The organism is Eikenella sp. (assembly GCF_057315495.1).
The window spans coordinates 34918-46938 of sequence record NZ_DBHKXY010000024.1; the positions used below are offsets into that span (position 1 = coordinate 34918).

General features: G+C 57.4%; 14 protein-coding genes. 2 read left to right on the forward strand and 12 right to left on the reverse strand.

Annotation, left to right across the window (positions count from 1 at the left end; translation table 11 throughout):
- The 7 genes from ACO6EE_RS03655 to ACO6EE_RS03685 all read right to left on the reverse strand — a co-directional run bounded on the left by ACO6EE_RS03655 (position 1) and on the right by ACO6EE_RS03685 (position 6383).
- Positions 1-669, reverse strand: coding sequence for an amino acid ABC transporter permease (locus tag ACO6EE_RS03655; RefSeq protein ID WP_070630285.1), 669 nt, complete (start codon positions 667-669; stop codon positions 1-3).
- Positions 659-1318 carry an amino acid ABC transporter permease gene (locus ACO6EE_RS03660; protein WP_485959299.1) on the reverse strand — a complete coding sequence of 220 codons (660 nt, stop codon included), beginning with the start codon at positions 1316-1318 and terminating at the stop codon, positions 659-661. Before ACO6EE_RS03660 ends, ACO6EE_RS03655 begins: the two co-directional genes overlap by 11 nt.
- A gap of 317 nt (positions 1319-1635) precedes the next feature.
- The gene (locus ACO6EE_RS03665; RefSeq protein WP_485959300.1) at positions 1636-2292 is read right to left on the reverse strand and encodes a hypothetical protein; all 657 of its coding nucleotides are present in this window, start codon (positions 2290-2292) and stop codon (positions 1636-1638) included.
- A gap of 197 nt (positions 2293-2489) precedes the next feature.
- Positions 2490-2993 carry a hotdog family protein gene (locus ACO6EE_RS03670; RefSeq protein ID WP_485959302.1) on the reverse strand — a complete coding sequence of 168 codons (504 nt, stop codon included), beginning with the start codon at positions 2991-2993 and terminating at the stop codon, positions 2490-2492.
- On the reverse strand, positions 2974-4200 hold the full coding sequence (locus tag ACO6EE_RS03675) for a beta-ketoacyl-ACP synthase (protein WP_485959304.1): 1227 nt from the start codon (positions 4198-4200) through the stop codon (positions 2974-2976). The genes ACO6EE_RS03670 and ACO6EE_RS03675 overlap by 20 nt, the downstream gene beginning before the upstream one ends.
- Positions 4193-4615, reverse strand: coding sequence for a hypothetical protein (locus ACO6EE_RS03680; RefSeq protein ID WP_485959306.1), 423 nt, complete (start codon positions 4613-4615; stop codon positions 4193-4195). Before ACO6EE_RS03680 ends, ACO6EE_RS03675 begins: the two co-directional genes overlap by 8 nt.
- A 292-nt stretch (positions 4616-4907) precedes the next feature.
- On the reverse strand, positions 4908-6383 hold the full coding sequence (locus ACO6EE_RS03685) for an aldehyde dehydrogenase family protein (protein ID WP_485959307.1): 1476 nt from the start codon (positions 6381-6383) through the stop codon (positions 4908-4910).
- A gap of 363 nt (positions 6384-6746) precedes the next feature.
- On the opposite strand from ACO6EE_RS03685, the gene ACO6EE_RS03690 reads away from it, so the two are divergent.
- Positions 6747-7823, forward strand: a complete 1077-nt coding sequence (locus ACO6EE_RS03690; protein WP_485959308.1) for an Ldh family oxidoreductase — start codon at positions 6747-6749, stop codon at positions 7821-7823.
- 92 nt (positions 7824-7915) lie between these two features.
- On the forward strand, positions 7916-8398 hold the full coding sequence (locus ACO6EE_RS03695) for a hypothetical protein (RefSeq protein ID WP_485959310.1): 483 nt from the start codon (positions 7916-7918) through the stop codon (positions 8396-8398).
- A gap of 34 nt (positions 8399-8432) precedes the next feature.
- On the opposite strand, the gene ACO6EE_RS03700 is transcribed toward ACO6EE_RS03695, so the two are convergent.
- The 5 genes from ACO6EE_RS03700 to ACO6EE_RS03720 form a co-directional block, all read right to left on the reverse strand.
- Positions 8433-8909 (reverse strand): low molecular weight protein-tyrosine-phosphatase, encoded by a 477-nt coding sequence (locus ACO6EE_RS03700; RefSeq protein ID WP_485959312.1) that lies wholly within the window; start codon positions 8907-8909, stop codon positions 8433-8435.
- A gap of 15 nt (positions 8910-8924) precedes the next feature.
- Positions 8925-9308, reverse strand: a complete 384-nt coding sequence (locus ACO6EE_RS03705; RefSeq protein ID WP_067439896.1) for an MAPEG family protein — start codon at positions 9306-9308, stop codon at positions 8925-8927.
- Positions 9309-9550: 242 nt separating this feature from the next.
- Positions 9551-10522: a histidine kinase dimerization/phospho-acceptor domain-containing protein gene (locus ACO6EE_RS03710; RefSeq protein WP_485959314.1), complete on the reverse strand. Its 972-nt coding sequence runs from the start codon at positions 10520-10522 to the stop codon at positions 9551-9553.
- Between the two features lie 150 nt (positions 10523-10672).
- On the reverse strand, positions 10673-11119 hold the full coding sequence (locus ACO6EE_RS03715) for a hypothetical protein (protein WP_485959316.1): 447 nt from the start codon (positions 11117-11119) through the stop codon (positions 10673-10675).
- Positions 11120-11255: 136 nt separating this feature from the next.
- The gene (locus tag ACO6EE_RS03720; RefSeq protein WP_485959318.1) at positions 11256-12008 is read right to left on the reverse strand and encodes an alpha/beta fold hydrolase; all 753 of its coding nucleotides are present in this window, start codon (positions 12006-12008) and stop codon (positions 11256-11258) included.
- Between the last annotated feature and the right edge of the window lie 13 nt (positions 12009-12021).

The following is a 12021-nucleotide window of genomic DNA, read 5'->3' on the forward strand; positions in this document are numbered from 1 at the left end:
TCAGCTCTCCCATTTCTTTTCCAAATAGCCCGCCAGCAGCGACAGCGGCCAGCAGCACAAGAAATACAGTATGAAAATCAGGCCATACACCCAAAACGAAGCGTTCGGCATGGTGAGCAGCGAATTCTCGATAATCTGCTGCCCCACTTTCACCACCTCCACCACGCCGATCAAAGCAGCCAGCGAGCTGGTTTTCACCATCCGCGTAAATAAGTTAATCGCCCCCGGCAGTGCCCGCTGCACGCTCTGCGGCAGCTCGATATACCAAAACACCTGCCGCCGGTTCAGCCCCAGTGCCTTGGCCGATTCCACCTGATGCTTTTCAATCGATTCCAGCGCGCCGCGCACCAAATCGCCCATCTCGCCAGTGCCCCAAACCACAAATACCCAAATGCACACCCACACGCCGCTCAAATGAATGTCCGTCCAAGCCGAAAGCCCGAAATACAGCACAAACAGCCACACCAGAATCGGCACAATCCGCACCATTTCCAGATACAACGCGCACATCAACCGCACCAGCGGATGGCGCACCCTCATCAGCAGCCCGAACAGCGTGCCCAACACGCAGGAAAGCGCCACCGAAATCAACGAAATCTTCGCCGTGAGCCACAAGCCCTGCGCCAAACGCGCCGCATTCTGGCCGGCAAACAGCCATTCAAGCACCATATTTCGCCTCCCGCAGCCTTCTTTCCGCCCAACGCGCCAGCAGCGACACCGGCAGCAGAATAATCAGATAGCTGATAAACAGCAGCAGCAGCGCCTCGTTGGTTTTATAGTCCATGCCGATGATGTCTTTGGTGACAAACATCAATTCCGCCACCGCCACCGCGCTCACCACCGAAGTTTCCTTAATCAAAAACAGCACATTCGCCCCAACCGCCGGCACCGACACTGCCCAAGCCTGCGGCAACACCACAAAGCGGAACACCTGCCAGCGCGACAAACCAATCGCCTTGGCCGCCTCCACCTGCCCATTGGGCACCGCAAGCAAACCCGCCCGCAGCGCCTCCGACATATAGCTCGCGCCCAAAAACACCAGCGCCAAGATACCGCAGGTAAAGCCGTCCCACTTAATGCCCACCTTCGGCAGGCCGTAATACAGGAAAAACAGCTGAATCAGCAAAGGTGTGTTGCGCGAAAGCTCGATATACGCCCGAGCCGGCCAATACAGCGGCCGCACGCGATAAGCCGTCACCACCGCCACCGCCAACCCCAGCAGGAGCGACAGCCCAATGCTGTAGGCCGACAGCTTCAAAGTAATCAGCGCGGCATCGGCAAACTTCGGCGCCACCCGCCAAAAATAAGACCAGTTCATAATCAGGTAAAATTGAAAACAGGCGGCCATTATAGAAACCGCCGTGCAGCTTGAGAAAGAAGCATTGGCAATATGCTTAGAGGGAAAAGGCATAAGGTAAAAAAGGCTACCTGAAAGCCTACTAAACGCGGCTTACTAAAAGTAAGCTGCAGGCAAATACAGAATATTAGCGAGGCCATGCCAACCCACGGCGTATACGCACCGTTAGTTGGCATGGCCTCGCTGACTTCCTACTCGCGTTTTCAGGTAGCCTTTTAAATGCTTAAGGCTATCTGAAAACTAATCATCCGAACTACTATGCCGCCGTTTTTTACTTTCTATTTCTGCCAAAACCCCTCGTCATGAAACTTTTCCGGCAGCCCAATATTTCTGACTTGGTGTATTGCTTGCAGCCGGTGCAGGGCTGATATGTCGTTCAGACTGCGGGCATAGCTGATGTCGAGCATTTCCAAGGCGGTAAGGTTTTCGATGCCGTTTAATGTGCACACGGAGGGGCGCACCAGCAATAAGTCTTTCAGCCGCTTCAGGTTTTGGAATTCAGTTAAGCCTTTGCCTTTGTAAGACCAAAGGTATAAACGCTCCAAGCGGGTGCATTGCCCGATATTTCGGATTTTTTTGTTGTAGTCCAGCCTTAAGTCTTTAAGCGCGGGCAGTTGGGAGAGGTCGATGTCGATTGGCTGTGCGATGACCAGGGTGTCCAATTGCTCGAAGCGGTATAGGGCATCCGTATTGATGAATTCGGGCGACTCGAGATCGTGTCCGATTTGGAGATACGGCAGTTCGGGATAAGCGGCCAAATCGGCAAAATCCACCACGGCGTGTTTCGGCGCGGGTGTCGGGTTGATGGCAACCGTCGGCCGGCTCAAAATCCGAATGCCGCAACGGTAACGCTTGGCCTGCCGCATGGCGGTACGGATAAATGCGGGCTGAACTTCGATGCAGTTGATGTTTTTATTGTAGAAATACGTTTCCATGGGTGTATTCCGATGCAGGGGCGTGTTGGCAAGCGTGGGTTTCAGGTAGCCTGGGAGAGGTTTGAGGCCGTCTGAAAGAGTGGATACGGCAGTGCCAACGGCGGGCTTTAAGCCCGCTTTGTTTCATTCATGTTGCAGCTTCGTAGCAAATCATGTTTTCAGGTAGCCTTTCAGACGGCCTCAAGACTGCCTGAAACTTATCTGCCCAAAATCGCGTCCAAAGCCTCGCGGCTGGTGGGGCTGAATACGTTGAGTGCGCCGGAGAGGAGCAGTGTGCCGGGGGCGAGGTCGTCGCGGCCCGGGGGCGGGGTGCGGCAGGTGAGAGTGCAGTCGAACACGCCCATGTTGGTGGCGTTGTCTTGCCAGGATAGGGTGATTTGTACGTCGAGCACGGTGCCAACGGGGATTTCGGGGCGGGCGAAGTGGAGTTTGCGCGTGCCGAGCAGGAAGCCGAGCTGCACGGGGCGGCCGGCGTCCAGCGCGTGTGCACCCGCCCATGCACCCACACCTTGTGCCATGATTTCCATGCCGAGCCAGCCGGGTAGGGCGTTTGCACCGTCGGGAAGCAGGATGCAGTTGGGCCGGATGGTGCAGATGGCGTGCAGGCTGTTGTTGTCGTAGGATAAAACTTCGTCCAGCATCACCATGCGGCCGCTGTGCGGCAGGAGGGCGGCGGGTTGTTTAATCGGGCATTGGGGCATGTTCTTCTCCGATGATGAGGACGCTGTTGTTGCCGCCGAAGGCAAACGACGAACTCGCGCCGATGCGCCGCCCTTGCGGCCATCGGCTGCCTGAAACGGTGAGCGCGATTGAGGGCAGTTCGGGGTCGGCCTGGCCGTCCCACAGTTGGGGCGGCAGGCTGCCTTCCGGGTTGTCGCTGCGGCTGGCAATGCCCCATACGAAGGCGGCTTCGAGCGCGCCGGCCGCACCGAGGGTGTGGCCGGTGAGCGGTTTGGTGGAAGTGGCGGCGGTGTGGCTGCCGAACACTTCGGCTACGGCGCGGCTTTCCATGCCGTCGTTGAGCAGCGTGCCGGTGCCGTGCAGGTTGATCCAGCCGATGCTTTCTGGCGGCAAGCCCGCGTGCTTTAAGGCTACCTGAAAAGCCTGTGCCGCGCCGAGGCCGTCGGGGCGGGGGGAAGACATATGGTGCGCGTCGCTGCTGGCGCCGTAGCCCAAGAGCGGCAGGGCGTCGCCGTCGTCTTCGCGGGTCATCACGAATACGGCGGCGGCTTCGCCGATGTTGATGCCGTTGCGGTTGCGCGAAAACGGGTTGGCAATGCCGTCTGAAAGCACTTCCAGCGAGGCGAAACCGTTGATGGTGAGCGGCGAGAGCGTGTCCACGCCGCCGCACAATACCGCGTCGCACGCGCCCAGCCGCAGCAGCCGTGCCGCGCTGATGAGCGCCCGTGCGCCGGACGTGCAAGCGGTGGACACGCCGTAACACGCGCCCCGCAGGCCGTACGCCGCCGCGGCAAAATCGGCGGGCGAGGAAAGCAGTTGCGCCTGCTGCTTAAACGGAATGTCCGCCCAGCCGCCGCCGTTGGCAACGTGTTGGAACAGCGGGATATTTTCATCCGCGCCGCCCACCGACGTGCCGATGACCACGCCGATTCTGTCCGCGCCGTAGCGGCTGAGGGCTGCCTGAATCTGCGGCTCGATTTGCGCCAAAGCGTCCCACAGCAATTGATTGTTGCGGCTGCGGTGTTCGGCGGGCAGATGGTCGGCAAATGCCCGTAACGGCCGGTTTAGCGCGCCGAAAGCACGGTTTTTGCCCTTCACCCATTCGCTGGAAAACGTGAGCGGGCTGTTTTCAGACGGCCTCAACAGGCCATCCAAATGCTCCGCCAAACCGCTGCCCAAAGCCGACACCAAACCCGGCCGGCTGAGGTATACCCGTGCCTTATTCATCGCTCTCTCCCAAAGGCGTCAGCCGCCATTTCGCCCCACCGCCCTCCAACTCGCGCGGCCGGCCGTCTGAAAAACCGTTTTCCAACAGCGGGAACATTGCCGTGAACACTGCCTGCGCGGCATGGTTCGGCGGCACAAAACCATCGCGCCGCCAGCCGCTCGGCGTGGCCAGCAAACGCGCCAGCGGCGCACCGAACGCGTCGGTTTGAATCCAGCGCGACTGCTCGCCCGCCTCGCCCTGCACCACCAACAGCGACACCTGCTCCGCCGCGCCGGTTTCATCCAGCCGCTCCAGCTTGAAACGGCGGCTCTCGCCCGCCGCCAAATGCGGCAAATCCTGCGGCGCGAAAGTGGCACCGCAGGCGGCAAGCAGCAGCGCGGCAACGATGGGGACGAGGAGCTTGGGGAAGGTCATTTCAGGCAGCCTTTGCGGAATGGGGATGGGGTGGGATTATAGACGAAGCGGGGCGGGAGTGGCGGCTGCAGTCTGCCTACGGCTTACCGCCTTGCGTCTAACTAGCTACATTCGCTATAAATACTCGATTTATGGCGTTTCAGGTAGCCTTTAAACAAGGGGGTAATGAGCAAAGGCTACCTGAAAATTACCAAACATGCAGATAGCCTATCGACATGGCAACGCCCATCGATCACACAAAAAAAGCTGCCGGGCATACCGGCAGCTTTCGCCTTGCAATCAGGCACAGCAATCAATACATGCCTTCGCGTTCTTCGCGAGTGCTGATGTAGATGTTTTTCACCTGGGTGTAGGCTTCGAGCATCATTTTGTGGGTTTCGCGGCCGATGCCGGAAGTTTTGTAGCCGCCGAAGGGGGCACCGGCAGGCAGGCGGTTGTAGCAGTTCACCCACACGCGGCCGGTTTCCAGGGCGCGGGATACGCGCAGGGCGCGGTTGATGTCGCGCGTCCACACGCCGCCGCCGAGGCCGTATTCGCTGTCGTTGGCCAGCTGGATAACTTCTTCTTCGGTTTTGAATTTAATCACGGTAGCCACCGGGCCGAAGATTTCTTCTTGGGCGATGCGGCTGTTGTTGCTGTCGGCAGCAATCAGGGTGGGCTCAACAAATTCGCCTTTGCCCAATGCGCCTTCCACTTTTTTACCGCCGGTAATGATGCGGCAGCCTTCTTGTTCGCCGATTTGCACATACTTCAAGATGGTGTTGAGCTGGCCGGCATTGACTTGTGCACCCATCTGGGTGTCGTCTTCCCAAGGCAGGCCGACTTTCACTTTCTTAAACTCTTCAGACAGTGCGGCTACGAATTTGTCGTAGATGCCTTCCTGCACGAAAATGCGCGAACCGGCACAGCATACTTGGCCTTGGTTGAACAAAATACCTTTTTGCGCGCCTTCCAAGGCTTTGTCGAAAGGCATGTCGTCGAAGAAGATATTGGCAGACTTGCCGCCCAATTCCAGAGTGGAAGGAATCAGCAGCTCGGCAGCAGCGATGCCCACGCGGCGACCCACTTCGGTAGAGCCGGTGAAGGCAAGCTTGTTGAAGCCTTTGTGGTGCAGCATGTATTCGCCGGATTTGCTGCCTTTACCGGTAATCACGTTGAGCACGCCTTTGGGCAGCAGGTGGTTCACTTTTTTGGCAAAGGAGAGCAGGCTCAGAGAAGTGCTGGAAGAGGGGTGGATAACGATGGTGCAGCCAGCGGCCAGCGCAGGAGCAATTTTCCAAGCGGCCATGAGGAAGGGGAAGTTCCACGGAATGATTTGGCCAACCACGCCGATGGGCTCGCGCAATACGAGGGAGAGATCTTCTTCGTCCAGTTGGTTGGCGCTGCCTTCTTCGCCGCGAATCACGCTGGCGAAATAGCGGAAGTGGTCGGAGGCCAACGGAATGTCGGCAGCGCGGGTTTCGCGGATGGGTTTGCCGTTGTCGAGCGTTTCCTGCAGGGCGAAAAGTTCGGCATTTTCATCAATCACATCGGCAATTTTATTCAGAAGGGCGGCACGCTCGGCGGCGGTGGTTTTGCGCCAGGTTTTAAATGCAGCCTGTGCAGCGGCCACAGCGGCATCTACGTCGGCGTCGGTGGCATCGGTAAATTTAGCCAAGAGCTCGCCGTTGGCGGGGTTGTGTGATTCCAGCAGGTTGCCGGGCTTTGTCCACTCGCCGTTGATGAGCAGACCGTATTCGCGGTCGAAAACGTTCAGATTTTTAGCCATTTCGTTGGTTCTCCTAAAATTGTGCGGGGCTGGCGGCCCACTCCCAATAACATAAACAGCATTCGATTGATGCTGTGGGCGCAGCATATTCTTTTTTTCCAACTCTTTCAAGGATGCGTATTACCAAACCGGGCTTGTTTACAGATTAAAGGCTACCTGAAAACGAAGCTTCAACGCAGTTAACATACCGCGCAGGCGGCTTCTCAGCGCCGCTATTTCCATAGGGCTTGCACGCTCTACTATTTAGGATAAAAATGACAATATAACAATGAATAATCAGCCTGCCGCCGCAGCCGCGGACGGGCAAAACACATCAGGCCGGATCCGGTTTTTTGTTGCCGCAGAAGCGGAGGAGGATAAGCAATGCAAACGATTAAAAAAATTGATGCCGCAGCCCTACGCGCGTTTACCGAAGCCGCCTTCAAGGCATACGGCTTCGTGCCGGAAGAAGCGGCGCAGATTACCGATGTGCTGATGGCTGCCGACCTCTGCGGCGTAGACACACACGGCTCGCAGCGGTTGGAAATGTACCGCCAGCACATCAACGGCGGCTTCGTGCGCATCGGCGCCAAACCGGAAACCGTGTTTGAAACGCCCATGTCGGCCGTGGTAGACGGCCACGCCGCCATGGGGCAGCTCGTGTCGCGCTATGCCATGCAAATTGCCATCGACAAGGCCAAACAAAGCGGCATCGGCATGGTGTCGGTGCGCAATTCCAACCACTACGGCATCGCCGCCTACTACAGCAGCATGGCTGCCAGCCAAGACCTGGTGGGCATCTCCATGACCAACTCCTTCCCTATCGTGGTGCCCACCTACGGCCGCACCCCGATGATGGGCACCAACCCCATCGCCGTGGCCATCCCCGCCAGTCCAACCGATTTCAGCCTCGATGCCGCCACCTCTGTGGTTGCCTTCGGCAAGCCCGAGGTATATCTCAAAAAAGGCTTAACCGCCCCGCTGGGCTGGGCGATTAACAGCCAGGGCGTGGACGAAACCGACCCGCAGATTATCGTGGAATGCGTGCGCCAAGGATTGGGCGGCGGCATGTATCCTCTGGGCGGCAGCAGCGAGCTGTTTGGCAGCCACAAAGGCTACGGCTATGCCGTACTGGTGGAATTTTTCTCCGCCTGCCTGTCGCAAGGCACCACTTCCAACTACACCATGAAAAACGGCCATGCCGGCATCTGCCACTATTTCGCCGCCTTCAACCCGGAAATCTTCGGCGATGCCCAGGCCATCCGCAGCCATTTCAGCGCCTATCTGCAAGAGCTGCGCGAATCGGCAAAAGCCGCCGGCCAAGAGCGGATTTACATCCACGGCGAAAAAGAAGCCGAATGCTGCCGCGAACGCAAACAAAGCGGCATCCCCATCCTGCCCAAAACGCTGGACGAAATGCGCCGCTTGGCCGAAGAACTCGGGCTGCCGTTTGAGTGGTAGGGCTTGAATACGGCAGTGAAAGGCTACCTGAAAATGCGCAATACAATTTTCAGGTAGCCTTACCAAAACAGCCACCAACAACACATACCTTCATGACCGAACAAAAACAATATCCCAAAACCCACCGCTTCCGCCCCAACCCCACTGGCAAACCCTACCAGCCAGACCCCGCCAACAAAGAGCGCGATTTGGAAACGGCGCGGCGGATACAGCGGAAGTTACTATTTCCAAAATTCTGTTTTCTTACCGGATTCCTGCCCCTGCTCATGGTGATGATTTATGAGAAGCTAACTGGAGCGCAGATGTCCGAAGGCTTCATCATTTTCGGATTTTGCTATGTATTTACGATTTTTCCTCTGGGCATTGGACTTACCCTGCTTTTCGGCAGCTGCCCCCACTGCCATAAAACCCAAGGCCTCAACGGCCGGGTGTATACCCTTACCGGCCGCGAAATTTCCACCTCGCGCGGCGTATCGCCGTTTATCACGAAATGTATCCGTTGCGGCGCACCCTTATCAGCAAAAGAAGTGGAAGCTGCCTACCGTCGGCTGGAAGAACGGGAAAAGGCTACCTGAAAGTTTTTCAGGTAGCCTTTTAGCATTTATCGGACTATAGCCGGCAGGCCAAATCTTTTTCAATCTTATCCAGCAGCGCAGAGCAGCAGGCGGTGAGGATGCGGCGGGTTTCGTTGAAATTGCCGGTGTACCACGGGTCGGGAACGTGGCTGTAGCCGCTATCGGGCAGCAGGTCGGTTATCTTGAAGATTTTGCCGGGGTGGCGGCCGAAGCGTTGTTCCAGCTCGGCCAGGTTGTTGTCGTCCATGGCCAGCAGGTAGTCGAAATCGGCCAAATCCTGCGTGCGCACGCGGCGGCTCACAAAGCCGCTGCTGTCGATGCCTTCGTCGGAAAGGATTTCCAGGCTGCCGCAGTGCATGCCTTCGCCATCGTGCCAGCCGGATGTGCCCGCGCTGGCGGTGTGCACCGGCAGGCCGCGGGCGGCAGCCATGCTGCGGCAGAGATATTCGGCCATCGGCGAGCGGCAGATGTTGCCCAGGCAAACGAATAAAACCTTAACGGGGCGTTCCATAAGGCTACCTGAAAATCAAATGGCGGCAATAAACAAAGCCACGATGCACAGCAGGTTCACGCCGAACATGGCCGAACGCAGCGTGGCTTTATCGTTGATGTAGCAATAGATAAAGGCGATACGGCTGGCCACGAAGAGCAGCGCCCAGAAGTTGATGGTGAACTGGGCAGCGTTGCCGGTAACATGGGCGATAATCACGGCGGCGGCAAACGGCGGGAAGATTTCGTAGCTGTTTTGCTGTGCCGCATCGGCGCGCGCGGCCTTGCCTTGGGCATGGGCCAGGAAGGCGCGCGGGTTATGGTTGTCGGCCGGAGAGAAGCCGGCGCGGTATTTGGCATAGGCGGCGCAGAAAATGGGCAGGAAAATGGCGAAGAAGATGCACCAGTAGGCTAAGGTCATGATGTGTCTGCTCCTATAGTGAATTAACAAAAACCAGTACAGCGTTGGCTCGCCTTGCCGTAACGTGTGTACTGTCTGCGGCTCGCCGCCCGATATGAGGAAATCTTTGCTTCCGCCGTAATGGGTTGGAAAGATTGGTTTTGTGGGAGGCGTGATTATACACGGGTGCAAGACAGATGGGCTGTTTCCGGCAATAGGCGGCGGAATGGGATAACGCAATGTTGGTAGGCTACCTGAAATTTTCAGGTAGCCTCTTTCACATCGGGAAACACCAGCCTCGCCTCTACACCGTTTTCGCGGTTGGCGAGCATCAGGCGGCCGTGGTGCAAGCGCATGATTTCGGTGGTGAAGCTCAAACCCAGCCCGCTGCTGCGGCTGCCGTCGGCGCGGGGGAGCGAATAGAAGCGTTGGGGGATTTTGGCTAGCGCGTAATCAGGAACGGGGCTGCCTTGGTTGTAAACCGCCAGTTCGGTGCGGTTTCGGCTGCGGGTAAGGCTGAGGCGGATTTCGCTGCCGGTTTCGGCAAAGTCGATGGCGTTGTATAGCAGGTTGTCGATGGCTTGGCGAAGCAGCAGTGGATCGCCTTGAACGGCGTGGGGCGCGCAATTGAGGGCGATGTGCAGTTGTTTGGTTTGCAGGGCAGCGCGGCTTTCTTGGGCGGCTTGGGCGGCCAGGCTGGACAAATCGACGGTTTGGATGTCGTTCAGGCTGTCGCGGTTTTCCAGACGGGCGAGTTCGAGCAGGCGGGCGATGAGTTGCTTTTGTTTTTGGGTGTTGCGGTGGATGCGGTCGAGCAGCCGTTGCTGGTCGGGACTGAGGGAGCTGTCTTGCAGCAGTTCGAGGGCAGCTTGCTGGGCGGTGAGCGGGGTTTTGAGTTCGTGGGTGAGGCCTAATACATAATTTTCAATGTGTTGGCGGTGGTCGAGTTCGTCGCGCAGGTGGGCGACGGCGTGGACGAGGCGGTAGAGGTAGCTGTCGCCGAATTGGGGTTGTGCGGCTGGGCGGTTGGCGGCCATAGCTTCGGCATAACGGCGGATACGGCTGATGCTGCGGGCAAGCCACCAGGCAAGCGCGCCGAGCACGAACAGGCTGGCAGTGAGCAGGGATAAGACGTGCTGCTTGGCATAGACCAGCGACCAAGCGGTGAACAGGAGGAGGATGCCGAGCAGGACGAAGAATAGGCGGATGCTGAGGTGTTTGAAATATTTGAGCATGGGATTGGCTGAATGGATAGGGTTGCGCGGCCTGATATTAAGCCGGTCGGTGTTTTAATTTCGTTGCGGTTTTGCTTTCAGGTAGCCTGACAAAGTGTGTGTGATTAAGTCGGGCTGGTTTTCGCACTTGGAGGCCGTCTGAAAAGGCGGTTAGCGATAACTGATGACTATCCCCGTACTGCCGTCTTGTTTGTGGTAATACGCGCCCGCATTGCCCCATGCAAATCGGCGGCATTTGCCTGCTGCCGATGTTTCAATAGCGCAAGGGGCATCGCCCAGCTGTTTATCCAGCCATCGATCAAATTGTTTTCTGCGTTGCAATTCGCGCTCCTCCGACCATGCTGCCCAGCTATTGTCCTCGCCTATCGGGCAGAAGAATATGGATAAGCGCTCCAGCCGTTGCTGCTCGAACCGGGCGGTAAGGGTGTATTGTTCGGAATGTTTGGTAAATGACAAACCGAAAAATGTTATTCCCGCTTGCAGATGATTCGGGCTGGATTTTGGGAAGCATGCAATCCAGTCATCAAGCGTGGTGCGCGCGCTGATAAGGTTGCCGTCCGGCAGGCTGACGCTGCCGTTTTCAGGATTTATCTTCATCGGTTTGAATTTCCAAATACTGCTTTCAGACGGCCTGAAAGCAGTCGGCGGGCGGGCTGCAAATTCCCTCGCGCGAGCTTGCCTAGTTTTCAGTTATCCTCAATGGGGTGAAAGCACGCAGGCGGGAGTGCCTGCCCTACTTTTGCCCAAATGCCTGCACCGCCACCCAAACGATTTCAGGCTGTTCTTTAATGGCTTCGTGCGCAGCAAACGGCACATTCATCAAATGAACTTCGGGCAGTTCAGTTTTCAATTCCGCCCAATCGTCGAAAGCCAGCAGAAAATCGGCTTCACCACGTATCGCCAGCACCAGGGCTTGGATTTGGCGGATGTCTTCGTTGGGATAACCGCTCGCGCCCTCGTCCAGCCACATGGCTTTCAATGCCATAGCCCATTTTGCCGCGTCAGGCTCGGGGTTGGCTGCCTGATAGGCGGCCAGCTGTTCGGGCAGGTTTTCTTTGACGAAATCGAGATTGATCGTTTCAAACATGGGTCGCACGCCGTCCAAGTGCTTTTTGTGCCATTCCGCGCCCACGGTGATGATTTTCTCAACATTTTTGTCTTCTGCACCCAAGCGGTAGGCGGTTGTGCCGCCATCGCTGAACCCGAACAGGCTGTATTTTTCCACGCCTTCATGCCGCAGGATTTGGCGCGCATCTTCGGCGGCTTGGGCGTAGGTCAGCGCGACGGTGCCGAGCGAGGAGCGTCCGTGTCCGCGCGTATCTATGGCAATCACGCGGTAGTGTTGCTGCAAACGCGGCAACAGCGGGGCAAAGTCGGCAATCGAACCGAAGCCGCCGTGCAGCAGCACGATAACTGGGGCGGTTTCCGTGCCGCCTGTTTGATAGTGCAGCATCGCACCTTGATGTTTGATGAATTTAGACTGCATGGAAGTCTCCTTG

What these genes read in the sequence shown, in the direction of transcription:
- ACO6EE_RS03655 (WP_070630285.1), bottom strand. Translation starts at nt 669, where the DNA reads ATGGTGCTTGAATGGCTGTTTGCCGGCCAGAATGCGGCGCGTTTGGCG.
- ACO6EE_RS03660 (WP_485959299.1), bottom strand. Translation starts at nt 1,318, where the DNA reads ATGAACTGGTCTTATTTTTGGCGGGTGGCGCCGAAGTTTGCCGATGCC.
- ACO6EE_RS03665 (WP_485959300.1), bottom strand. Translation starts at nt 2,292, where the DNA reads ATGGAAACGTATTTCTACAATAAAAACATCAACTGCATCGAAGTTCAG.
- ACO6EE_RS03670 (WP_485959302.1), bottom strand. Translation starts at nt 2,993, where the DNA reads ATGCCCCAATGCCCGATTAAACAACCCGCCGCCCTCCTGCCGCACAGC.
- ACO6EE_RS03675 (WP_485959304.1), bottom strand. Translation starts at nt 4,200, where the DNA reads ATGAATAAGGCACGGGTATACCTCAGCCGGCCGGGTTTGGTGTCGGCT.
- ACO6EE_RS03680 (WP_485959306.1), bottom strand. Translation starts at nt 4,615, where the DNA reads ATGACCTTCCCCAAGCTCCTCGTCCCCATCGTTGCCGCGCTGCTGCTT.
- ACO6EE_RS03685 (WP_485959307.1), bottom strand. Translation starts at nt 6,383, where the DNA reads ATGGCTAAAAATCTGAACGTTTTCGACCGCGAATACGGTCTGCTCATC.
- ACO6EE_RS03690 (WP_485959308.1), top strand. Translation starts at nt 6,747, where the DNA reads ATGCAAACGATTAAAAAAATTGATGCCGCAGCCCTACGCGCGTTTACC.
- ACO6EE_RS03695 (WP_485959310.1), top strand. Translation starts at nt 7,916, where the DNA reads ATGACCGAACAAAAACAATATCCCAAAACCCACCGCTTCCGCCCCAAC.
- ACO6EE_RS03700 (WP_485959312.1), bottom strand. Translation starts at nt 8,909, where the DNA reads ATGGAACGCCCCGTTAAGGTTTTATTCGTTTGCCTGGGCAACATCTGC.
- ACO6EE_RS03705 (WP_067439896.1), bottom strand. Translation starts at nt 9,308, where the DNA reads ATGACCTTAGCCTACTGGTGCATCTTCTTCGCCATTTTCCTGCCCATT.
- ACO6EE_RS03710 (WP_485959314.1), bottom strand. Translation starts at nt 10,522, where the DNA reads ATGCTCAAATATTTCAAACACCTCAGCATCCGCCTATTCTTCGTCCTG.
- ACO6EE_RS03715 (WP_485959316.1), bottom strand. Translation starts at nt 11,119, where the DNA reads ATGAAGATAAATCCTGAAAACGGCAGCGTCAGCCTGCCGGACGGCAAC.
- ACO6EE_RS03720 (WP_485959318.1), bottom strand. Translation starts at nt 12,008, where the DNA reads ATGCAGTCTAAATTCATCAAACATCAAGGTGCGATGCTGCACTATCAA.